Origin of the sequence: Pseudomonas sp. GM18 (assembly GCF_000282195.1) — a bacterium.
In the GTDB taxonomy this organism is placed as follows: Bacteria; Pseudomonadota; Gammaproteobacteria; order Pseudomonadales; family Pseudomonadaceae; genus Aquipseudomonas.
The window spans coordinates 39,247-62,735 of sequence record NZ_AKJT01000031.1; the positions used below are offsets into that span (position 1 = coordinate 39,247).

The following is a 23,489-nucleotide window of genomic DNA, read 5'->3' on the forward strand; positions in this document are numbered from 1 at the left end:
AGACTCCGGGGAATAGGCAGATTGCCAGCACGATAATCTGCAAACGGACGAAACACCATCGGCATTCGCACTCCGAATACCGACAGTGTGCGCGAATCAGATCCTCTCGCTTTCGACCTGCACGTACAGCGAACGCCCGGCACCGAGGCCGGCGATGATCGCGCCGAGGCCGATGACGGCGAAAATCCAGCCCAGGGCGCTCCAGCCGCCGGTCCAGTCATGCACCACACCGACTGCGAACGGCCCCATGGATGCCAGGGTGTAGCCGAAGCCCTGGGCCATGCTCGACAGGTTGGCCGCGACATGGGCATCCCGCGAGCGCAGCACGATCAGGGTCAATGCCAGGCTGAACGTAGCGCCCTGCCCCAATCCCAGCACGATCGCCCAACCCCACAGACCATCGAGTGGTGCATAAAGGCAACCGAACAAGCCGCCGAGGGTCATCGCCATAACGATCACGATCGCCAGCCGCTGATCCTTGCCACGGGTCGCCAGCCACGGTGCCGCCAGCGAGCTGATCAACTGGACAATCACCGAACCCGACAGCACCAGACCGGCCTGGGTTGGCGTCAGACCGCGACCGATCAGAATCGACGGTAGCCAACCGAATACGATGTAGGCCAGAGACGATTGCAGGCCCATGTACAAGGTCACTTGCCAGGCCAGCGGATCACGCAACAGGCCTCGGACCCGATAGGCAACATGGTGCGCGCCGTGTTTCTGACCGACTTGCGGTAACCAGAACATGGCCGCGACCAAGGCTGGAACCACCCAGAAGCCAAGGCCCAGGGCCCAGCTGTTATCGAAATGTTCGCTCAACGGCACGGTCGCGCCAGCCGCCATGGCCGCGCCCAGGCACAGCGCCATGGTGTAGACACCGGTCATGGTGCCGGCCTGTGTCGGGAAGTCGCGCTTGACGATGCCGGGCAACAGCACGCCGATCACCCCGATGCTGGCGCCGGCCAGCACGCTGCCGGCGAACAGGCCGACCTCGCCGAACGAGCTGCGCAAAATGATCCCGCCGGCCAGCATCAGAAGAATCCCCAACACCACCCGCTCGGCACCGAAACGTCGTGCCAGCACCGGCGCCAACGGCGCGAACAGACCGAGGCAAAGCACCGGCAAGGTGGTCAGCAAACCGGCCTGAGCAGCCGACAACCCCAGCGTCTTCGAGACCTCGCTGAGCATCGGCGCCATGCTCGACAGCGCCGGACGCAGGTTCAGCGCCACCAGAATCAAGCCCAGCAGCAACAGCCACGGCCGCCGCAGGAGCGGGTGACTTTGCTGAACCTCTGCATCATCAGCCTCGGCGTCGATCAACAGCTCCTCGAGCTCCGCCGTGCGCTTGAGCTCAGTGATGCGGTTGTGGCTGGCCTGCTGGCTGAACATCGGGTTCTCGGTTTCAAGGTTCATTGATCAACTGCCTCGTCAGAGCTTTGGCCCGTTCCGCGTCGCGTTGCTCGACGGCATCGAGCAGTTCGATATGCAGGTCGAACACCGCCTGGCGTCGGGGGGTGATGTTCAGGGTCTGACGCAACTGCGCGCCGACGATGCTGGAAAAGTAGCGATACAGCTCGCTGAGGGTAGGGTTGTGCGCCGCGTCCACCAGACGACGGTGAAACACCAGATCGCAGGCGATGTAGGTGTCGAGATCGCCGTGGTAGTGACTGCCACTGACGCCCAGTGCTTCGCGCAACGCCACTAGGTCTTCATCAGTGCGGCGTAATGCAGCCAGACCGATGGCTTCTACTTCCAGAATGTGCCGGGTTTCCCGAGCCTGCTCCTGAGAGCAGCGAGACAGCGCCTTCATCGTATCCAAAGGATCGACTACCGCCCGCAGGTAGCTGCCGTCGCCCTGGCGGATCTCGATCAATCCGGAAAACGCCAACACGCGCATGGCTTCGCGCACGGTGTTGCGGCTGATGCCCAGCTCAGTCGCCAGTTCCGGCTCAGTGGGCAAGCGCTGGCCGACCGTCCAGACACCTTGATTGATGCGCAGGCGTAACTGCTCCAGGGCCTGATCGACCAAGGATCGTTTAATCAATGGAGAAATGTCCGACATAGGATTCGCCCTTTCATCCAATCATAGGATGAATTTTCTGACATGTTAGTCAGCTTCGTCCGGGGCGACAACCCTTCTACAGGGGCGGGGACAAATCGAGGGCAAAAATAAACCCGGAACCATGTCCGGGTTTATTTCACTGCCTGGCGTCGATCAATGCAGAATCTGGCTCAGGAACAGCTTCGTACGCTCGTTCTGCGGGTTATCGAAGAAGTCGTTCGGCGCAGCCTGTTCGACGATTTCGCCCTTGTCCATGAAGATCACGCGGTTGGCCACGGTACGGGCGAAGCCCATTTCGTGGGTCACGCAGAGCATGGTCATGCCGTCTTCGGCCAGGCCGATCATGGTGTCCAGAACCTCTTTCACCATCTCTGGGTCGAGTGCCGACGTCGGTTCGTCGAACAGCATGATTTTCGGTTTCATGCACAGGGCACGGGCAATCGCCACACGCTGCTGCTGACCACCGGACAATTGCCCCGGGTATTTATGCGCCTGCTCCGGAATGCGTACGCGTTCCAGGTAATGCATGGCGATTTCTTCGGCCTTGCGCTTGGGCATCTTGCGTACCCACATCGGTGCCAGGGTGCAGTTCTGCAGGATGGTCAGGTGCGGGAACAGGTTGAAGTGCTGGAACACCATGCCGACTTCACGGCGGATCGCTTCGATCTGCTTGAGGTCGTTGGTCAGTTCCACGCCATCGACCACGATGCGGCCCTGCTGGTGTTCTTCCAGGCGATTGAGGCAACGGATGGTGGTGGATTTGCCGGAACCCGACGGGCCGCACAGCACGATACGCTCGCCCTGTTTGACGTTCAGGTTGATGTCTTTCAACACGTGGAACTGGCCGTACCACTTGTTTACGCCCTGCATCTGAATAATGCCTTGAGGACTCACAGGCTGTTTGATCGCTTCACTCATAAACTACGCTCCTAACGCTTGTGGCCAGTGTCCAGCTTGCGTTCCAAATGCATGGAATAGCGGGACATACCAAAACAGAAAATCCAGAACACCAGGGCCGCGAACACATAGCCTTCAGTGGCCATGCCCAGCCATTTCGGGTCGGCGGCGGCTTGCTTGACGCTGTTGAGCAGGTCGAACAGGCCGATGATGATCACCAGGCTCGTGTCCTTGAACAGCGCAATGAAGGTGTTGACGATGCCAGGGATTACCAGCTTCAGGGCTTGCGGCAAAATCACCAGGCCCATGCTGCGCCAGTAACCGAGGCCCATCGCTGCGGCCGCTTCGTACTGACCTTTGGGGATCGCTTGCAGACCGCCACGCACCACCTCGGCGATATAGGCCGACTGGAACAGGATCACGCCGATCAGCGCCCGCAGCAACTTGTCGAAGTTCATGCCCTCAGGCAGGAACAACGGCAACATCACCGACGACATGAACAGCACCGTGATCAACGGCACACCGCGCCAGAACTCGATGAAGGTCACGCAGACCACGCGAATCGCCGGCAGGTTCGAACGACGGCCCAGGGCCAGGACAATGCCCAGCGGCAATGCGCCGACGATACCGACGGTAGCGATCACCAGGGTCAGCATCAGGCCGCCCCACTGGCTGGTCGCCACGTTGCTCAGACCGAATACGCCACCGTGCAGCAGGAGGTAGGCAATAATCGGATAGAGCACCAGAAAGCTCAGGCCGTAGATTGCCTTGTGCGGAACACGCGCGATGAACAACGGCGCCACGCCAATCACCGCCAGCCACACGGTCAGGTCCACGCGCCAGCGCAATTCCATCGGGTAGTAGCCATACATGAACTGGCCAAAGCGCTGCTGAATGAACACCCAGCAGGCGCCATCCTTGGTGCAGTCGGCACGGGTGGTGCCGACCCAATTGGCGTCGAGGATCGCCCAGCTCACGAGAGGCGGAACTATCAGGTAAATCAGATAGAACGCGAACAGCGTCAGCAGGGTGTTGATCCAGCTGGAAAACATGTGCGCCCGCATCCACGCCACGACACCGATGCTGCTGCTTGGTGGTGGCATGTCGGGTTTGAAAGTATGAGTCGTCATGCGCTCTTCCTTACCGCTCGATCAGCGCAATGCGCTTGTTGTACCAGTTCATCAGCAGGGAAATGCTGATACTGATCGCCAGGTACACGCTCATGGTGATGGCAATGACTTCGATCGCCTGCCCGGTCTGGTTCAGCACCGTACCGGCAAACAACGAGACCATTTCCGGATAACCGATACCGGCCGCCAGCGAGGAGTTTTTCGCCAGGTTCAGGTATTGGCTGGTCAGCGGCGGAATGATCACGCGCAGGGCTTGCGGGATGATCACCTTGCGCAGGGTCGGACCGTTGCGCAGCCCCAGCGAGTGGGCCGCTTCGGTCTGGCCGTGGCTGACCGACTTGATACCCGAACGCACGATTTCGGCGATGAACGCCGCGGTGTACACCGTCAGGGCCAGGGTCAGTGCCAGCAGTTCAGGAATCAGCACCCAGCCGCCGACAAAGTTGAAACCTTGCAGCTGTGGCATTTCCCAATGCAGCGGCGCGCCAAAGATCAATGCGCACAACGCAGGGATCACCAGGAACATCGCCAGGCCTACCCAGAATTTGTGGAACGGTACGCCGGTCTCTTCGAAACGCTTGTTGGCCCAGCGGCACATCAGCACGATCGCGACAACGGCCACGACGATGCTCGCCACAAACGGCCAGAAACCGTTCGCTGTCAACGCTGCCGGCATGTTCAGGCCGCGGCTACTGACGAAGAAGGTGTCGCCGAAGTTATGGCTATTGCGCGGCCCTGGCATGGTGAGGAACACCGCGAAGTACCAGAACAGGATTTGCAGCAGCGGCGGAATGTTACGGAAGACCTCGACATAAACCGTCGCCATCTTGGCAATGATCCAGTTCTTCGACAGCCGTGCCACACCGACGATGAAACCGAGGATCGTCGCCAGGATCACGCCGATGAACGTCACCAGCAAGGTGTTGAGCAGGCCGATGACAAACACCCGGGCATAGCTGTCCGATTCGGTGTAGTCGATCAGGTGCTGAGCGATGCCGAAACCGGCGCTGCGCTCAAGAAAACTAAAACCGGAGGTAATGCCCCGGTGTTGCAGGTTGGTTTGAGTGTTGTCGAACAGGTACCAGCCCATTCCGACCACGGCGATAACCGTAATGATCTGAAACAGCCACGCACGCACTCGCGGATCGCTGAGGCTGAACCTCTGCTTTGGTGCGCCGATTGAATTTTGCATGAAGTGCCCCGGAAATAATGGAACAGAACATCACCCGGTGGTTGGCCCACCGGGTGATAGAACCATCAGCGCACTGGTGGTGCGTATTGAATGCCGCCGTTGGTCCACAGGGCGTTCAAGCCACGGTCGATTTCCAGCGGAGTGCCCTTGCCAAGGTTTTTCTCAAAGACTTCGCCGTAGTTACCGACTTGCTTGACGATTTTCACCACCCAGTCTTTCGGCAGCTTCAGATCCTTGCCGTACTCACCGTCGGCGCCCAGCAGACGAGCAACGTCCGGGTTCTTGGTCGACTTGGCTTCCGCCTCGACGTTTTTCGAAGAGATACCGGCCTCTTCGGCGTTGAGCATCGCGTAGCCAACCCAACGAACGATTGCCAGCCACTCATCGTCGCCGTTACGCACGACCGGCCCCAAAGGCTCTTTGGAGATGGTTTCAGGCAGAACGATGTAATCTTTCGGCGAGGCCAGTTTGCTGCGCTGTGCATACAACTGGGACTTGTCGGAGGTCAGCACGTCGCAACGACCGGATTCCAGCGACTTGGCGCTTTCATCGGAAGTGTCGAAGGTGATCGGGGTGTACTTCAGGCCGTTGGCGCGGAAGTAGTCGGACACGTTCAGCTCGGTGGTGGTACCGGCTTGAATACAGATGGTTGCGCCATCCAGTTCCTTGGCACTTTTCACGCCCAGCTTGCTGTTGGCCAGGAAGCCTACGCCGTCGTAATAGGTGATGAAGCCAGGAAACTTCAGGCCCATGCCCGCGTCACGGGAACTGGTCATGGTGGAGTTGCGCGACAGCATGTCGATTTCGCCGGATTGCAGAGCAGTGAAACGCTCCTTGGCATTCAACTGGCTGAATTTGACCTTGGTCGCATCACCAAACACCGCTGCAGCTACAGCGCGGCAGAAGTCGGCATCGATGCCAACGATCTTGCCGGTAGAGTCCGGAACCGAGAAGCCCGGCAAACCGTCGCTCACACCGCACTGTACAAAACCTTTCTTCTGCACTGCATCCAGGGTTGCACCCGCCTGAGCGAACCCACTGACACCGAGCACTGCAGCTGCAGTCACGACGGCCAGGGTGGATTTCAACATCTTCATTCAAACCTCCAGTTTTGCTCTTGTTGTGTCGGAGCTTGAGCCCTGTCGCACCCTTTTGAGGCGTTGCTGACCCTTGTTGGCTTTTTTTAGGGTCAACCGACGTAAGGACCGTCGCTATGAGTCTAGTAGGAGAAAATCCACATCATGGATAACTCACTTCTCACCAATCGGCCGAACGGGCTGTAGCCCTTTCACGTTCGCGAAGCCCGTAGCGGCCACTGGCGAACATCCATCACCGGATTCTTTGCTATCCCACGACTAGCCATACACTGATAGTGTTACCGCCAGGCACGAGATTGGTTGCACAGGTTTCCCCATAGCAAAGCCCGTACCAGACCGCTCGCTAAAGCGATTCAGCGCAAGATCAATAGCAAAACTTATAACCTTGCGACATCTTCTTAACTGATCAACCGATTGCGCACTCGAACCTCGCACTTAACGAGAGCGCACGCACAACAATGGAGCAGACATGACCGAGCCCCTGATTCTTCAACCCGTCAAGCCCGCAGATGCCTGCGTAATCTGGCTGCATGGGCTGGGTGCCGACCGCTACGATTTTTTGCCGGTAGCTGAAGCGCTACAGGAAAACCTGCTCACCACCCGTTTCGTTTTGCCCCAAGCCCCGACTCGCGCCGTCACCATTAATGGTGGCTACGAGATGCCAAGCTGGTACGACATATTGGCCATGAGCCCGGCACGCGCCATCAGCCGTGAGCAGTTGGAGGAGTCCGCGCAACGGGTCGTAGATTTGATTGAAGTGCAGAAGGCCAGCGGAATAGACGCCTCGCGGATCTTTCTCGCCGGATTTTCCCAGGGCGGCGCCGTGGTTTTGCACACAGCCTTCCTGAAATGGCAGGGACCGTTGGGCGGCGTACTTGCACTCTCGACTTATGCCCCGACATTCAGCGATGAACTGGAGCTTTCCGCCAGCCAGCAGCGTATTCCCGTGCTGTCGCTGCATGGTCAGTATGATGACGTCGTGCAAAACTCCATGGGCCGGACCGCCTACGAGTATTTAAAGCAGCATGGTGTCACCGTGACATGGCAGGAATACCCAATGGGCCACGAAGTGTTACCCGAAGAAATTCGCGACATCGGCGTCTGGCTCGCCGAGCGTTTGCGCTAAAAGCTACCCTTTGATCCATCGCACTACGCCGCGCCCGCTTCTTGCATTACACTGGCCGGCGTACATTCCTTAACCAATTGATGAGATGACCGTGCTCAAAGCACTCAAGAAAATGTTCGGTAAAAGCGAGGCTGAGCAGCTCGCGCCCGGCTCCAGCGCTCCTTCTCATACCACCAGCCACCGTACCGACGGTAATCAGCCTGGCCGGACCGCAACCGTAGCGGCACCGAAGCACGAGCCGGTGACCACACCGACCGCCCCCTCTGCTCCGGCCATTGCCTCTGAGCAGCCGCGCAGCGAAGCCCCGAAACCTGCCAAACCACGCCGCGAACCGAAGCCAAAGGCGCCGGTCATCCCCTGGAAACTCGAAGACTTCGTCGTCGAACCCCAGGAAGGCAAAACCCGCTTCCACGATTTCAAACTCGCCCCCGAGCTGATGCACGCCATTCAGGACCTGGGCTTTCCTTATTGCACGCCGATCCAGGCGCAGGTGCTTGGCTTCACCCTCGCGGGCAAAGACGCCATCGGTCGTGCCCAGACCGGTACCGGCAAAACCGCCGCGTTCCTGATTTCGATCATCACTCAGCTGCTGCAAACCCCACCACCCAAAGAACGCTACATGGGTGAACCGCGGGCGCTGATCATCGCCCCGACCCGGGAACTGGTGGTGCAAATCGCCAAGGACGCGGCCGACCTGACCAAGTACACCGGCCTCAACGTCATGACATTTGTCGGCGGCATGGACTTCGACAAGCAGCTCAAGCACCTCGAAGCCCGTCACTGCGACATCCTCGTGGCCACTCCGGGCCGCTTGCTCGACTTCAACCAGCGCGGCGACGTGCACCTGGACATGGTCGAAGTCATGGTGCTGGACGAAGCCGACCGGATGCTCGACATGGGTTTCATCCCACAAGTGCGTCAGATCATTCGCCAAACTCCACCGAAGAACGAGCGTCAGACGCTGCTGTTCTCCGCGACTTTCACGGACGACGTGATGAACCTGGCCAAGCAATGGACCACCGACCCGTCGATCGTCGAGATCGAAGCGCAGAACGTGGCCAGCGAAAACGTCGAGCAACACATCTACGCGGTGGCCGGCGCCGACAAATACAAACTGCTCTACAACCTGGTCAACGATAACGGCTGGGAACGGGTGATGGTCTTCGCCAACCGCAAGGACGAAGTGCGGCGCATCGAAGAACGCCTGGTGCGCGATGGCGTCAACGCGGCGCAACTGTCTGGCGATGTGCCGCAGCACAAACGCATCAAGACCCTGGAAGGTTTCCGCGAAGGCAAGATCCGCGTGCTGGTCGCCACCGATGTGGCCGGTCGCGGCATTCACATCGACGGCATCAGCCATGTGATCAACTTCACCCTGCCGGAAGTTCCGGACGACTACGTGCACCGCATCGGTCGTACCGGTCGCGCTGGCGCCGATGGCGTGTCCATCAGCTTTGCCGGTGAAGACGACTCCTACCAGCTACCGTCCATCGAGGCGCTGCTGGGTCGCAAGATCAGTTGTGAAACGCCACCGACGCATCTGCTGCGGGCGGTTGAGCGCAAGCGCCCGTAACGCGGGCCGCAGAATAAAAGGCGCAGCCGGAAACGGACTGCGCTTTTTTTTCGTCCGGTTTTTCAACAGGAGCTTGCTCGACAAAACTAAAAGTCCATAATGGACAAATTAGTTTACTTCCAGCACCCGGAGCCGACCATGCCCAGCACGCCTTACGTGATTACCCAACCCCAGGCCCGCGAACTGCTGGCGCAAGTCGACGTGCCGCAGATCCTGCGCAAACTGTTCCGCGATCTGGCCGCCGGGCAAGCCGTGCAACCGGCGCAGCAGTTAGTGGAGTTCCCGAAAGGCGCCGGGGACTTCATCAATTATCTGGGTGTGTTGGCCGAAGACGGCGTGTATGGCGTCAAGACGTCGCCCTACATCGTGCGTGAGCAAGGCCCATTGGTGACCGCCTGGACGCTGTTGATGTCGATGCAGACAGGCCAGCCGCTGCTGCTCTGCGATGCCGGTGAACTGACCACGGCACGCACCGCAGCGACGACGGCGGTGGCGGTCGATGCCCTCGCGCCGCTGAAGGCCCAACGCCTGGCGATCATCGGCAGCGGCAAGGTGGCCCAGGCGCACCTGCACTATGTGAAGAACCTGCGAGACTGGCAAAGCATCAGCCTGTATTCGCCGAGCCTGCGCGGCAAGAACGCCGAAGCGCTGGCGCAACTCAAAAGCCTCGATCCACGGCTGACCCTCGCCGACAGTTGCGAAAACGCGATTCAAGACGCCGATGTGATCATGCTTTGCACTTCGTCCGCCGGCCCTGTGATCGACCTGTCCATTTTGAGCAAACCGGCACTGATCACCTCCATCAGCACCAATGCTCCCCGCGCCCATGAAGTGCCGCCACAGAGCCTCAACGACATGCAGGTGTTCTGCGACTATCGTCAGACCACCCCGGGTTCGGCCGGAGAAATGCTGATCGCCGGTGAACAGCATGGCTGGGATAACAGCTCGATAGTCGGCGACCTGCCCGACTTGCTCAGCGAAAAAGTGCAGCGCCCGGACTACGACCGACCAGTGTTCTTCCGCTCCATCGGCCTGGGCCTGGAAGACATCGCACTGGCCAACGCCATTTACCGCTTGCAGCACAACTAAATCCGATCTCTGTAGGAGCGAGGCTTGCCCGCGAAAGGAACGCCGCGGCCCGTCAGGCAAACCGCATTATCGTTCTTCGCGGGTAAGCCTCGCTCCTACACAGTCCTATAGGGAGAATCCAATGAGCCAGGCAGACTTCATCATCATCGGCGGCGGGATTGCCGGCGCTTCCACCGGTTTCTGGCTGTCGCAGCACGGACGGGTGATTGTGCTCGAGCGCGAATCCCATCCGGCCTATCACTCCACCGGACGCTCGGCGGCGCTGTACACCGCTGCCTATGGCACGCCTCAGGTTCGGGCATTGACCCAGGCCAGCCGCGACTTCTTCGATGTGCCGCCGCCCGGTTTCTGCGAACATCCGTTGCTGACCCCGCGCGGAGAGATGACCGTCGACTTCACGGGCGATCCGGCCGAGCTGAACAATCAATACCTGAGCGCCAAAGCCACCGTGCCGCAGATGCAACTGCTCAGCGCCGACGAAGCCTGTGCGCGCCTGCCGATCCTGCGTCGGGAAAAAGTCCATGGTGCGATCTACGACCCGACCGCCAGCGACATCGATACCGATGCCCTGCACCAAGGCTATCTGCGTGGTATCCGGCGCAATAAAGGCGAGGTTCATACCGACAGCGAAGTGCTGAGCCTGACCCGGGATGCCGAAGGGCTGTGGCAGGTTCAAACCAACACTCAGACCTTCAGCGCCCCAATCATCATCAACGCCGCCGGCGCCTGGGCCGACAAGGTTGGCGAACTGGCCGGCGCCCGGCCTCTGGGCCTGCAACCCAAGCGCCGGGCAGCCTTTATCTTCGCCGGCCCCGAAGGCCTGGATACCCATGACTGGCCAATGCTGGTCAGCCTCGATGAATCCTTCTACATGAAGCCCGACGCCGGCATGTTCCTCGGCTCACCGGCCAACGCCGACCCGGTGGAACCGCACGACGTGCAGCCCGAAGAGCTGGACATCGCCATGGGCATCTACCAGATCGAAGAGGCCACCACCCTGACCATCCGCCGTCCGACCCGCACCTGGGCTGGCCTGCGCAGTTTCGTGCTCGACGGGGATTTGCTGTCCGGTTTCGATCAGCACGTACCTGGCCTGTTCTGGGTGGCGGGACAAGGCGGCTATGGCATCCAGACGTCACCGGCCATGGGCCAGGCCAGTGCCGCGCTGGTACGCGGCGAAGCCTTGCCCGAGCAGCTCACCCGTTTCGGTCTGGACGCCGCGATGCTCTCCCCCTCCCGCCTGGGTTGATCCTGATCCTCAGGTGACGTGCCCACACGATTGCGGCAAACTTCCAGCGCCCCTTTTTTACGGGGCGCTGACGCTGCCTGGAGCTCCACTGTATGAACGCACCTGAAAAAAACTCGGCCCTGGACAATGCGTCCATGGACAACTTCCGCGCGATTGCCGATGCCATCGCCACGTTGTTCTTCCCTCACGCCGAGGTGGTGCTGCACGACCTGCGCACGCAAAAGGTCGACTACATCGCCAACAACCTGTCCAAACGGGAAATCGGTGACGACTCGTCGCTGGAGGACATGCTCAGCGAAGAGGTCAGTGAACGAAACATCGGGCCGTACGAAAAGCTCAACTGGGACGGCCAGAAGATTCGCAGCCTCAGCAGTGTGCTGCGCGACAGCGAAGGGCAACCACTGGCAGTGCTGTGCATCAATCTGAATATCTCGTTGTTCGAGAATGCGAAAGCGGCGCTGGACTTGTTCCTGTCGCCGACCAAGCTGATTCCGCAACCGGACTCACTGTTTCGCGATGACTGGCAGGAGCGGATCAACACCTTTCTGCACGCCTGGTTGCGCGAGCGTCAGTTGAGCCTGAATGTACTGACCCGCGACCACAAACGTGAACTGGTGCTGGCGCTGCACGCCGAAGGCGCTTTCAAAGGCAAAAGCGCCTCCAACTATGTGGCCAATGTGCTGAACATGGGCCGGGCGACGGTGTACAAGCATTTGAAGGAATTGAAGGGCTGAAAATCAAAAGATCGCAGGCTACGCCAGCTCCCACAGGGGAATGCGGTCCTCTGTAGGAGTTGCCGAAGGCTGCGATCTTTTTCCGATCAATCGCCGTAGATATCGGACTTGAAGTACTTCTCCGAAATCTTCCGGTATTCGCCACTGGCGCGAATACCGTCGATGGCCGCGTTCAGTTCGCTGACCAACTCGGTGTTGCCCTTGCGCACGGCAATCCCGGCGCCCTCACCCACGTATTTCGGATCCTTGAGCTCAGGCCCGACAAAGGCGTAACCCTTGCCACGGGGCATCGACAGGAAGTCATTCAATGGAATGGTGTCGGCAAAAATGGCATCGAGGCGACCGGCAGCCAGGTCCATGTAGATTTCTTCATTGTTGCCGTAACGCTTGACGTTGATGCCCTTCGGTTCGAAAACCTCTGTGGCGTAACGGTCGGTGGTGGTTGCGCGCTGTACGCCGACCGTCTTGCCCTTGAGGCTGGCGTACTGGTCATCGACCGCCGCGCCTTCCTTCATCACCAGTCGCGATGAGGTGAAGTAGTACTTGTGGGTGAAATCCACCGACTTCTTACGGTCTTCATTGATGGTCATGGACGACAGCGCCATGTCGATTTTCTTCACTTTCAAGGAAGGAATCAGACCGTCGAATTCGCCTTCGACCCATACACACTTGACCTTCATCTGCGCGCACAGGGCGTTGCCGATGTCGTAGTCGAAACCGACAATTTCACCTTTGTCGGTTTTGGACGCGAACGGCGGATAGGCCGCTTCAATACCGATGCGCAGGCTTTTCTCGGCAGCGAACACGCTACTGCACGCCAACAGGCTCAAGGCCAGACCGGTGATGAGGGGGAATTTCTTCATGTTCGTTCTCTCGCGGGTTGTTGTTGGTTTGGCAAGACAGAAGAAAAAACTGAAACAGGGAACGCCTTTTTTGTACTTATAAATCCATACTGGACTTTTATGTATTGGCCGTCAATCAGGCGAACAGGGTTGGGCCTGGCCGATGGTCGGGTGGTGAGTCAGGGAGTTATTGGTTGAAGCGGATGGCCTCTTCGCGGGCAAGCCCGCGAAGACGATTTAGAGAACAACAGAGCAGCAACAGGCTGTTTACTGCTTCCAGCGATCCGCCGCCGCATGATCGCTGTCACGCCCTTCAACCCAGCGCGCCCCATCACTGGTATTTTCTTTCTTCCAGAACGGCGCGCGGGTTTTCAGGTAGTCCATGACAAAGGCGCAGGCATCGAACGCTGCCTGACGGTGGGCGCTGGCGGCACCGACGAAGACGATCGGCTCGCCCGGTTCCAGCGCGCCGATGCGATGCAACACTTCCAGCTTCAACAGCGGCCAGCGCTGCTCGGCCTCCGCGGCAATCTTGCCCAGGGCTTTTTCGGTCATGCCCGGGTAGTGCTCCAGAAACATTCCGGCGACGTCGAGGCCGTCATTGAAGTCGCGAACGTAGCCGACAAAACTCACCACCGCACCGACACCCACATTGGCCGCGTGCATGGCGTTGACTTCAGCGCCCGGGTCGAACGGCGTGAGCTGCACACGAATCGCCATGGCTCAGCCCCCGGTCACGGTAGGAAAGAAAGCCACTTCATCGCCATCGCTGACCGGTTCGTCGAGCTGGCAGAGGTCTTCGTTGCGGGCGCACATCAGGTTCTGCTCGCTCAGCACATCAGCACCGTTACGTTGGGCCAGCAGCGCACGCACATCGTCGACCGTGGCGAAGTCACCTTCAACCTTCACCGAATCCACGCCGAGCGCCTCACGGTAACGGGCGAAAAACTTCACGGTCACGTTCATGGTTGATCCGCCTGGAAATGGCCGCTCTTACCGCCGAGCTTTTCCAGCAGTCGCACGCTCTCGATGGTCATGCCGCGGTCCACGGCCTTGCACATGTCATAGATGGTCAACGCCGCGACACTGGCGGCAGTCAGCGCTTCCATCTCGACGCCGGTCTGCCCGGACAACTTGCAGCGCGCCACGATGCGCACGGTGTCGTCGCCTTCGGCACTGAGTTCGACCTTGACGCCGGTGAGCATCAACGGATGGCACAGAGGAATCAGATCACTGGTTTTCTTCGCCGCCTGGATGCCGGCAATCCGCGCCACGGCGAACACATCACCCTTGGGATGGCCGCCGCTGACGATCAACTGCAGGGTTTCGGGCAGCATGCGCACCAGCGCTTGGGCTGTCGCTTCGCGGAACGTCACGGCTTTTTCGGTGACGTCGACCATATTGGCGCGACCTTGGGAATCGAGATGAGTCAGCACAGCGTTACTCCTGATCAGGAGCATCGATTGTAAACCTGCGGGTCAATTTTTCGCACGCTTGATTATCGGATCGCCGCACCGCACGCGCCCACAGGATTTTTTGTCGGGCACAAAAAAACCGGGCGACTTTGACGTCGCCCGGTTCTGCGGTGAAGGTTACAGATGCGATTCGGCGTATTCGGCCAGAATCGAACGAGGCACCCCTTGCAGGGTGATGTGTACACCGTTGGGGAAGTCTTTGAAGCGTTCGGTCAGGTACGTCAGCCCGGAGCTGGTCGCGGACAGGTAAGGGGTGTCGATCTGCGCCAGGTTGCCCAGGCACACCACTTTGGAACCGGCGCCGGCACGGGTGATGATGGTTTTCATCTGGTGCGGCGTGAGGTTCTGGCATTCATCGATCAGGATCAGACTCTGCTGGAAGCTGCGGCCTCGAATGTAGTTGAGGGATTTGAACTGCAACGGCACTTTGCTGAGGATGTAGTCGACGCTGCCATGGGTGTTTTCGTCATCCATGTGCAAGGCTTCGAGGTTGTCGGTGATGGCGCCCAGCCAAGGCTCCATCTTTTCCGCTTCGGTGCCGGGCAGGAAACCGATTTCCTGGTCGAGCCCCTGCACGCTGCGGGTGGCGATGATGCGCCGGTAGCGTTTGCTGACCATGGTCTGCTCGATGGCCGCCGCCAGGGCCAGGATGGTTTTACCGGAACCGGCCGCGCCGGACAGGTTGACCAGGTGAATGTCCGGATCGAGCAAAGCGTACAGCGCCAGGCTTTGATAGATGTCACGCGGTTTCAGGCCCCAGGCTTCCTGGTGCAACAGGGGTTCCTGGTGCAGGTCGAGGATCAGCAACTTGTCGACCTGGATTTCCTTGATCCAGCCGACAAAGCCCTGTTCGTCGATGATGAACTCGTTGACGTGCACAGCAGGCAGGTTGTCGATCAGCTGCACCTGATGCCAGGTGCGACCATGATCCTGCCGGGTTTCGACTTTGCTCACCCGGTCCCAGAAGGAGCCGGTCATGTTGTGATAACCGTTGGGCAGCAACGAAACGTCGTCGACCAGTTGGTCAGTGCTGTAGTCCTCGGCCGCGATCCCACAAGCCCGGGCCTTGAGGCGCATGTTGATATCTTTTGTGACCAGCACCACGGGCAGTTTTGCATCACGTGCGCGCAGGTCGATCAGCTGGTTGATGATGATGTTGTCGTTCAGGTGCTCGGGCAGAATGATGTTCGGCTCGGCACGCTTGCTCATCAGAATTGACAGCAAGCCCTTGGGCCCACTCTTGCCCCGCTGGATCGGAACGCCGAGTTCGACGTCTTCGGGGCTGGCATCGCCCAGGGTCTTGTCGATCAGCCGAATGGCCTGACGGCATTCCGCTGCAACGCTGTGAGGCCCGCTCTTGAGCTTGTCCAGCTCTTCAAGCACGGTCATCGGGATCGCGACGTGGTGTTCTTCGAAATTAAGCAGGGCGTTTGGATCGTGAATCAATACGTTGGTATCGAGTACATAAAGGATTGGCTGGTTGGAAGAAGGGCTACGTCCGTGATCATCCATACTCGGTCACCTTTGTGGGAGCCAGTCGACGCAATACCATGACAGTGCTGCGCCTCGAAGTGGCCACCGAAATCACCTGCTCAGACTCAAGTGATTGCAACTCAAACGGAGTCTTGGAAGACGCCACCTGTGTTGCAGGTTTCGGCGGTCTGTCTTCGTAATACTCCAAAACACATGACAGAAAAAAGCACTTTGACGTTTTTTTGAAGTTTATTTTTCAGAATGACCAATAGCACTTGGCGGACTGCCAGCACCCCGCTAAAGTCGGAAGTCCGCCTGCATCGAAATCTCGTCCAAAAACGCCCCTGCCCCAATGTTTACGGGCTTTCCCCGTTTCAGCGAAACGCGTCCTGACAGTTTTCCCAACCGATCCCGCTTGGCGCCGTTTGCGTGACGAGCCAGGGCATCGCGGTTTTCAGCGCATCCTGCTTCACATTGAAGTTGATCACCCCGTGCCGCCACAGCAGCATCAGGGTCAGCACCCGTTGCGCACTCTGGTTGCCCTTGAGCTTGCCGGCACCGTCCTGGGCATCGATGTCCCACAATGCCACCTGCAAACCCTGAGACCTGAAGAAGCCTTCGGCATCGGACCGACGCTGGCCATCGGGCGGACGAAACAGCGGCACGTAGTTCTCCGGCAGCTTGCCTTTGACCAGTTCGGCGCTGCGCCGCACCGAGTCCTGCCAGTCTTGCCAGTGACTGTGGGAACGGAACTCCCAGCCCTGCACGCCAACGCATTGCTGCGAATAGGTCGCTTGCAGGCTGGTCACCGAACGTTCAGCCAGACGGGCCTGAATGTCCTTGCCGAGGACGAAGAACGTCGCGCTCATGTTCGATTTGCGCAGGTACTCGGTGACCCAGGCGGTGTTATCTGGCGCGGCATTGGCGGCGCTGTCGAAGGTCAGCAGGAACAGGCGGTCATGCATGGCATCGCCATTGCGTTCATAGTCGCCAAAACGATCGACTTCACTGCTGGTCTGCGGGAACAGTGCGGCCTTGCGCAATTGCTCATCAAGGTACTGGGCGTGGAACAACCGGCTCGGCTCGGCCCACTTGATGTAGTAGCTGTCGTCGCTGATCTGAAACTTGGCCGCTTGCTCACGCAGGGTATCCATGTCCTCGACCAGGAAACAGAAAGAGGCATCCTGATCGCAACTCTGCTGGGCGAAGTTGTAGTTGCTCAGCAAACGCTGCCACATGCGCTGGCGCAGGTGGTTGACCGACTCCAGATTGACGGTGCGCAGGCCCAGGCGTTGAGCCAGGCTTGCTTCATCCAGCGATTCGCTGGCCAACAGGACGCGGGCGAACATGAGGATTTCAGCCCGGGAGGCAACGTCGAACAGGGTCGGGTTGCTGAGCTGCTCAGGCCAGGTGCTGCGATCCAGCGTCGCCACATCGCCCGGCGCCGCCTGGGCGCCGAAACTCAACAATGTGGCGAAGAATAGAAAAACGATACGCAATGGGATGTCTCCATAACAAAACCCGCGCGGCACTATATCCCGAGAAGATCAAAAGATCGCAGCCTCGCTTCGCTCGACAGCTCCTACAGATGCCGGTGCACCGTAGGAGCTGTCGAGCGAAGCGAGGCTGCGATCTTGTTCCATGACACCACCGATCACCTATGACACCCATAGCTGGAGTCAACAAGGACAACCCCCTAGAATCGCCCCCACGATTAAAGGAGCCGACTTCATGCTGATGGTGATTTCCCCCGCCAAGACCCTCGATTACGAAACACCGCCGGCGACCCAGCGCTTCACTCAGCCGCAATACCTCGACCATTCCCAGGAACTGATCCTGCAACTGCGCGACCTGACGCCGGCGCAGATCAGCGAGCTGATGCACGTCTCCGACAAGATTGGCGGCCTCAATGCCGCGCGATTCGGTAGCTGGACCCCGGCCTTCACCCCAGCCAACGCCAAGCAGGCCTTGCTGGCGTTCAAGGGCGACGTGTACACCGGCCTGAATGCACAAACCTTCAGCGAAGCCGACTTCGATTACGCCCAGCAGCACTTGCGCATGCTCTCCGGCCTGTATGGCCTGCTACGCCCTCTGGACCTGATGCAGCCCTATCGATTGGAAATGGGCACCAAGCTGGCCAATGCCCGCGGCAAGGATCTGTATGCCTTCTGGGGCACGCGGATCAGCGAATGGCTGAACGAAGCGCTGGCCGATCAAGGCGACGATGTGCTGCTGAACCTGGCCTCCAACGAATACTTCTCGGCGGTCAAACGCAGCGCCTTGAACGCGCGCATCATCAATACCGAGTTCAAGGACTTGAAGAACGGCCAGTACAAAATCATCAGCTTCTACGCGAAAAAAGCCCGCGGGATGATGAGCCGCTTCGTCATCGAAGAACGCATCAATGACCCGGCCGCCCTCAAGCAGTTCGACGTTCAGGGTTATCGCTACAGCAGCGAGCAGTCTAAACCGGACAATCTGGTGTTCCTGCGCGATCACGCACCGGAGTAACCAGACCCGCACTCAATCAGCGCACGACATGGACAACTTCGTCGTGCGCCATCCCTTCGATCCTCGAACAATCCCCCACTTTTTCGCCGACTTATTGGCGCCAAAAAACAAGCACTCGATTTTCTAACTTTTGTTTCACTCGACTTTGCTGATTTTTTTCAGTAATGGCACTGAAAATTTTTGTGGGTAGTGGCAAAAAAATATCCAAGGCAATAATCACCCTATATATAAAGGGCGAAACGGCAAGTGCTATCAATATGAAAGCAGTGCCATCTTTTTCAATATTTCAAGAAATTTCAGAAATCGCGATGGGTGGACTGGAACTATGTCCAAATGTGCCGTTCATACCACCCGTAACGATTCTCTCGATGAACGTACGAGATAACTTACACAGAGAAGCGATCCCGATAGCGAAGTTGTCACACTAACTTGAACTTATGGATCACTTATTTGGGCAACACATGAAGGACAGGAGATAACGCACCATTAGTATCCCCTACAAGGCCACGGCTGCGCCCCTATAAACGTGCTCACCCGAGCGCCCAACCGCTTGATTTACGGGCCTCTGGCCTGGCATTGAGCGCGCAAGACCTTTGCACGAACGTCCTCTGATTAGAGGGTCGGCTGCATAACAGGGCATGTCATAACAATAAGGCCTGGTTGCGCACATCTTGAGTGCACTTATTTAGACACTCGAAACTTAGTATGCCTGCACCCGGCATTGTGACGCCTTTAAGGCTGCACTTGCGAGTGCACTATGACCGCTGAACACCATTAACTCCGGCCATGTAATGGCTTGTTGAACACAGTCTTGATTAACTGAGAGGTAAATGCGATGCGCATCAGCATATTTGGTTTGGGTTACGTCGGTGCAGTCTGTGCCGGTTGCCTGTCTGCACGGGGCCATGACGTCGTTGGCGTCGATGTTGCCAAAGACAAGATCGATATGATCAACGCCGGTCGTTCTCCGATCGTTGAACCCGGTCTGGGCGAACTTCTGAAACAGGGCATCGAGACTGGCCGTCTGCGCGGTACGACCAACTTCGCCGAGGCGATTCGCGACACCGACCTGTCGATGATCTGCGTCGGCACGCCGAGCAAAAAGAACGGCGACCTGGAACTGAACTACATCGAGGCCGTGTGCCGCGAAATCGGTTTTGTCCTGCGCGACAAAACCACCCGCCACACCATCGTCGTGCGCAGCACCGTGTTGCCGGGCACCGTGGCCAACGTGGTAATCCCGATTCTCGAAGACTGCTCCGGCAAGAAAGCCGGTGTCGACTTTGGTGTTGCCGTGAACCCTGAGTTCCTGCGTGAAAGCACCGCGATCGCCGACTACGACCAGCCGCCAATGACCGTCATCGGCGAGTTCGACAAGGCTTCGGGTGATGTTCTGCAATCGCTGTACGAAGAACTCGACGCACCGATCATCCGCAAGGACATCGCCGTCGCCGAGATGATCAAGTACACCTGCAACGTGTGGCACGCCACCAAGGTGACCTTCGCCAACGAGATCGGCAACATCGCCAAGGCCGTCGGTGTCGATGGTCGTGAAGTGATGGAAGTGGTCTGCCAGGACAAGACACTGAACCTGTCCCAGTACTACATGCGTCCTGGTTTCGCGTTCGGCGGTTCCTGCCTGCCGAAAGACGTCCGCGCCCTGACCTACCGCGCCGGATCCCTGGACGTGGAAGCCCCGCTGCTCAACTCGCTGATGCGCAGTAACGAGTCCCAGGTGCAGAACGCGTTCGACATCGTCTCCAACCACGACAAACGCAAAGTCGCCCTGCTGGGCCTGAGCTTCAAGGCCGGCACCGACGACCTGCGCGAAAGCCCGCTGGTCGACCTGGCGGAAATGCTGATCGGCAAGGGCTACGACCTGAGCATCTACGACAGCAACGTCGAGTACGCCCGTGTCCACGGCGCGAACAAGGATTACATCGAGTCGAAGATCCCTCACGTCTCGTCCTTGCTCAACTCGGACTTCGACGACGTGATCAACAACTCCGACGTGATCATCCTCGGCAACCGTGACGAGAAATTCCGCGCCCTGGCGCAGGAAGTTCCACACGGCAAGCAAGTGATCGACCTGGTCGGCTTCATGTCCAAAGCCACCAGCGTGAGTGGCCGGACTGAAGGCATCTGCTGGTAATACACCGCCCCCTGTAGGAGCCAGGCTTGCCGGCGAACCTGACAACGTGGTGTGTCAGGTTCGCAACCTTCGGGGGCAAGTCGGATCGCCGCCAGCTCGCTCCCACAGGTCCGATGAGATCGCCTTGGCTTTTACGCCTGCCTTAACCCCATCGGGCCACCCCACAGGCTCGCCCGAGATCGAGACGGATGCAGATTATGCACAGGCTAAAGCACGGCCTACTTCAGGCCGCCGGTTGGCTGTTTTACCTAAGTTTATTGATGGGCATCGCCATTGCGCTGCCTGTGTCCACGTTCGACTCCGAGTCGAAGGACTTCATCTTCCTGATCGGTATCGTCGGTATCTGGCGCTACTCGATGGGTGCCACGCACTTTCTGCGCGGCATGCTGTTTCTGTACGTGGTCTACCCGTACCTGCGGCGCAAAGTGCGCAAGCTGGGCAAAGCGGCAGACCCCTCCCATGTGTTCCTGATGGTCACCAGTTTCCGTATCGACGCGCTGACCACCGCGCAGGTCTACAGCTCGGTGATCCGCGAGGCCATCGACTGCGGCCTGCCGACCACCGTGGTGTGCTCCATCGTCGAAATGTCCGATGAGCTGCTGGTCAAGAGCCTCTGGAAACGCATGAACCCACCCGCGAGCGTCAAGCTCGACTTCGTGCGCATTCCCGGCACCGGCAAGCGCGATGGCCTGGCCTACGGTTTCCGCGCCATCTCCCGCCACCTGCCGGACGACCGCGCCGTGGTTGCGGTGATCGATGGCGACACCGTGCTGGCCGAGGGCGTCGTGCTCAAGACCGTGCCATGGTTCCAGCTGTTCGGCAATGTCGGCGGCCTGACCACCAACGAGTTCTGCGAAGTGCGCGGCGGCTACATCATGAGCGAATGGCACAAGCTGCGTTTCGCCCAGCGCCACATCAACATGTGCTCGATGGCCTTGTCCAAGCGCGTATTGACCATGACCGGCCGGATGTCGGTGTTCCGCGCCACCGTGGTCACCAACCCGGACTTCATCGCCGACGTGGAAAGCGACTCGCTGCAACATTGGCGCCTGGGTCGCTTCAAGTTCCTGACCGGCGATGACAAGTCGAGCTGGTTCAGCCTGATGCGCCTGGGCTACGACACGTTCTACGTGCCTGACGCCGCGATCAACACCGTTGAACACCCGCCGGAAAAGAGCTTCATCAAGGCCAGCCGCAAACTGATGTTCCGCTGGTACGGCAACAACCTGCGGCAGAACTCCCGCGCTCTGGGCCTGGGGATGAAACGCCTCGGTCTGTTCACCTCGGTGGTGCTGTTCGACCAGCGCGTGTCGATGTGGACGTCCTTGCTGGGTCTGACCGTAGCGCTCATCGCCACCTTCAAATACGGCACCGCGTTCATCCTGGTTTACCTGCTGTGGATCGGCATCACCCGCCTGATCCTGACGCTGCTGCTGTCCTGCTCCGGTCACCGGATCGGCCCGGCGTACCCGGCGATTCTCTATTACAACCAGATCGTCGGCGCGCTGGTGAAGATCTACGTGTTCTTCCGCCTCGACCAACAGTCCTGGACTCGCCAACCCACTTCTCTATCCCGTGATCTCGCCAGCTTTCAACGTTGGTTCAACACCTGGTCGTCTCGGACCATGACCTTCTCCGCCGGCAGCATCTTTGTCGCCGTGCTGCTGATGATGGTCTGACCGAACTCGCCTGAATTAACTAGGAAATCGCCCATATGAATACCGCCGTCAACAGCAACGTAGTGCACGAATCCGAAGCCCAGCGCCAGCACGCCCGCGTGAAAATTCCGGCCAAGCTGCGTTTCTTCGGCCCTGACCGGACCCCGGTCGAAGCCCGGGTCATCGACCTTTCCGCAGGCGGCCTGGCGTTCAACGCCGGTCAGTTGCCGCTGAAGGTCGGCGATGTGCACAAGGCCCGCCTGCAATTCGTCATCGATAACCTTGGCCTGGCCATGGACGTGGAATTGCAGATCCGCTCCGTCGACCGCCAGACCGGCCGCGTTGGTTGCCAGTTCCAGAACCTGGAACCGCGGGACATTTCCACCCTGCGCCACCTGATCACCTCGCACCTGGCCGGTGACATCGTCAGCGTCGGTGAAATGCTGGCGACCCTGCAGCGCGACAACTTCACCAAGGCGCGCAAGGTCAAGGACGGCGGCCACGGCATGACCCCGCTCGGCCGTCTGAAAGCGGTGACCTTCAGCGCCGGCATCTTCGTGGTCGGCCTGGTGGCGTTCGGTTTCGTCTTCAAATCGGTGTACGGCATGTACTTCGTCAGCCACGCCCAGGCCGGTCTGGTCAGCGTGCAGGGCATGAACATCACCATGCCGCGCGACGGCACCGTGCAGAGCCTGGTGAAAGCCGACGGCGTTGCCGCCAAAGGCGCACCGCTGGCGACCTTCAGCACCAGCATGCTCGACGTGCTCAAGGGCCATCTGGACGAAAACCAACTGCAACCGTCCAAGGTTGAAGAACTCTTCGGCAAGCAAATGACTGGCACCCTGACCTCCCCGTGCGATTGCACCGTGGCCCAGCAACTGGTGGCTAACGGTCAATACGCCAACAAAGGTGACGTGATCTTCCAACTGGTGCCGCGCAATACCGAAGCCAACGTTGAAGCACGCTTCTCTTATCGCCAGTTCGGCGACGTGCGTCCAGGCACTTCGGTCAGCTTCCAGATCGCCGGTGAAGACCAGACCCGTACCGGCAAGATCGTCAGCAGCACCAGCCTGAAAAGCGAAGACCTGTCGTCCGACATCCGCGTGCAGATCAAACCTGACGAGCCGCTGGACAGCGCACTCGCCGGTCGCCCGGTGGAAGTGAACAGCACCCGTGGCCCGAACCTGAACTGGCTGATCAACAAAGCCATGGCCGCCGGTCTTTAAACA

At 59.1% G+C, this 23,489-nt stretch carries 21 protein-coding genes; 9 read left to right on the forward strand and 12 right to left on the reverse strand.

Features of this window, described 5'->3' with window-relative positions:
* Positions 1-96: 96 nt before the first annotated feature.
* The 6 genes from PMI21_RS19755 to PMI21_RS19730 form a co-directional block, all read right to left on the reverse strand.
* Complete coding sequence (locus PMI21_RS19755; protein ID WP_007936263.1) at positions 97-1,413, reverse strand: CynX/NimT family MFS transporter; 1,317 nt, start codon at positions 1,411-1,413, stop codon at positions 97-99.
* Entirely contained in the window at positions 1,403-2,062 is a 660-nt protein-coding gene (locus PMI21_RS19750; protein WP_007936265.1) for a FadR/GntR family transcriptional regulator, read from the reverse strand. The genes PMI21_RS19755 and PMI21_RS19750 overlap by 11 nt, the downstream gene beginning before the upstream one ends.
* Positions 2,063-2,215: 153 nt before the next feature.
* Complete coding sequence (locus PMI21_RS19745) at positions 2,216-2,980, reverse strand: amino acid ABC transporter ATP-binding protein (protein WP_007936266.1); 765 nt, start codon at positions 2,978-2,980, stop codon at positions 2,216-2,218.
* 11 nt (positions 2,981-2,991) lie between these two features.
* Positions 2,992-4,089: an amino acid ABC transporter permease gene (locus PMI21_RS19740; protein ID WP_007936268.1), complete on the reverse strand. Its 1,098-nt coding sequence runs from the start codon at positions 4,087-4,089 to the stop codon at positions 2,992-2,994.
* 10 nt (positions 4,090-4,099) lie between these two features.
* Complete coding sequence (locus PMI21_RS19735) at positions 4,100-5,281, reverse strand: amino acid ABC transporter permease (RefSeq protein WP_007936271.1); 1,182 nt, start codon at positions 5,279-5,281, stop codon at positions 4,100-4,102.
* 65 nt (positions 5,282-5,346) lie between these two features.
* Positions 5,347-6,378, reverse strand: coding sequence for an amino acid ABC transporter substrate-binding protein (locus PMI21_RS19730; protein WP_007936273.1), 1,032 nt, complete (start codon positions 6,376-6,378; stop codon positions 5,347-5,349).
* Between the two features lie 469 nt (positions 6,379-6,847).
* Here PMI21_RS19730 and PMI21_RS19725 point away from each other — a divergent pair, with 469 nt between their 5' ends.
* From PMI21_RS19725 to PMI21_RS19705, 5 genes are all read left to right on the forward strand, one after another.
* On the forward strand, positions 6,848-7,504 hold the full coding sequence (locus tag PMI21_RS19725; RefSeq protein ID WP_007936275.1) for an alpha/beta hydrolase: 657 nt from the start codon (positions 6,848-6,850) through the stop codon (positions 7,502-7,504).
* A gap of 85 nt (positions 7,505-7,589) precedes the next feature.
* Positions 7,590-9,077 carry an ATP-dependent RNA helicase RhlB gene (rhlB, locus tag PMI21_RS19720; RefSeq protein WP_007936277.1) on the forward strand — a complete coding sequence of 496 codons (1,488 nt, stop codon included), beginning with the start codon at positions 7,590-7,592 and terminating at the stop codon, positions 9,075-9,077.
* 138 nt (positions 9,078-9,215) lie between these two features.
* Entirely contained in the window at positions 9,216-10,166 is a 951-nt protein-coding gene (locus PMI21_RS19715) for an ornithine cyclodeaminase family protein (protein ID WP_007936279.1), read from the forward strand.
* Between the two features lie 121 nt (positions 10,167-10,287).
* Complete coding sequence (locus PMI21_RS19710; RefSeq protein WP_007936280.1) at positions 10,288-11,415, forward strand: NAD(P)/FAD-dependent oxidoreductase; 1,128 nt, start codon at positions 10,288-10,290, stop codon at positions 11,413-11,415.
* A 92-nt stretch (positions 11,416-11,507) separates the two neighbouring features.
* Positions 11,508-12,149 (forward strand): helix-turn-helix transcriptional regulator, encoded by a 642-nt coding sequence (locus tag PMI21_RS19705; RefSeq protein WP_007936282.1) that lies wholly within the window; start codon positions 11,508-11,510, stop codon positions 12,147-12,149.
* Positions 12,150-12,235: 86 nt separating this feature from the next.
* Here PMI21_RS19705 and PMI21_RS19700 read toward each other — a convergent pair whose 3' ends face one another.
* The 6 genes from PMI21_RS19700 to PMI21_RS19675 form a co-directional block, all read right to left on the reverse strand.
* The gene (locus PMI21_RS19700) at positions 12,236-13,012 is read right to left on the reverse strand and encodes an ABC transporter substrate-binding protein (RefSeq protein WP_007936284.1); all 777 of its coding nucleotides are present in this window, start codon (positions 13,010-13,012) and stop codon (positions 12,236-12,238) included.
* A 246-nt stretch (positions 13,013-13,258) separates the two neighbouring features.
* Positions 13,259-13,711, reverse strand: coding sequence for a molybdopterin synthase catalytic subunit MoaE (moaE, locus tag PMI21_RS19695; protein WP_007936286.1), 453 nt, complete (start codon positions 13,709-13,711; stop codon positions 13,259-13,261).
* A gap of 3 nt (positions 13,712-13,714) precedes the next feature.
* Complete coding sequence (gene moaD, locus PMI21_RS19690; protein ID WP_007936288.1) at positions 13,715-13,957, reverse strand: molybdopterin converting factor subunit 1; 243 nt, start codon at positions 13,955-13,957, stop codon at positions 13,715-13,717.
* A complete protein-coding gene (moaC, locus tag PMI21_RS19685; protein ID WP_007936290.1) occupies positions 13,954-14,427 on the reverse strand; it encodes a cyclic pyranopterin monophosphate synthase MoaC in 474 nt (157 codons plus the stop codon). Before moaC ends, moaD begins: the two co-directional genes overlap by 4 nt.
* A 156-nt stretch (positions 14,428-14,583) precedes the next feature.
* The gene (locus tag PMI21_RS19680; protein WP_007936292.1) at positions 14,584-15,978 is read right to left on the reverse strand and encodes a PhoH family protein; all 1,395 of its coding nucleotides are present in this window, start codon (positions 15,976-15,978) and stop codon (positions 14,584-14,586) included.
* A 335-nt stretch (positions 15,979-16,313) separates the two neighbouring features.
* Complete coding sequence (locus PMI21_RS19675; RefSeq protein WP_007936294.1) at positions 16,314-17,438, reverse strand: polysaccharide deacetylase family protein; 1,125 nt, start codon at positions 17,436-17,438, stop codon at positions 16,314-16,316.
* Positions 17,439-17,670: 232 nt separating this feature from the next.
* On the opposite strand from PMI21_RS19675, the gene yaaA reads away from it, so the two are divergent.
* From yaaA to PMI21_RS19655, 4 genes are all read left to right on the forward strand, one after another.
* Positions 17,671-18,450 carry a peroxide stress protein YaaA gene (gene yaaA / locus PMI21_RS19670; RefSeq protein WP_007936296.1) on the forward strand — a complete coding sequence of 260 codons (780 nt, stop codon included), beginning with the start codon at positions 17,671-17,673 and terminating at the stop codon, positions 18,448-18,450.
* Positions 18,451-19,285: 835 nt separating this feature from the next.
* Positions 19,286-20,602, forward strand: a complete 1,317-nt coding sequence (locus tag PMI21_RS19665) for a nucleotide sugar dehydrogenase (protein ID WP_007936298.1) — start codon at positions 19,286-19,288, stop codon at positions 20,600-20,602.
* Between the two features lie 197 nt (positions 20,603-20,799).
* A complete protein-coding gene (alg8, locus tag PMI21_RS19660; RefSeq protein WP_443200759.1) occupies positions 20,800-22,281 on the forward strand; it encodes a mannuronan synthase in 1,482 nt (493 codons plus the stop codon).
* 35 nt (positions 22,282-22,316) lie between these two features.
* On the forward strand, positions 22,317-23,486 hold the full coding sequence (locus PMI21_RS19655; RefSeq protein ID WP_007936303.1) for an alginate biosynthesis protein Alg44: 1,170 nt from the start codon (positions 22,317-22,319) through the stop codon (positions 23,484-23,486).
* Positions 23,487-23,489: the final 3 nt, after the last annotated feature.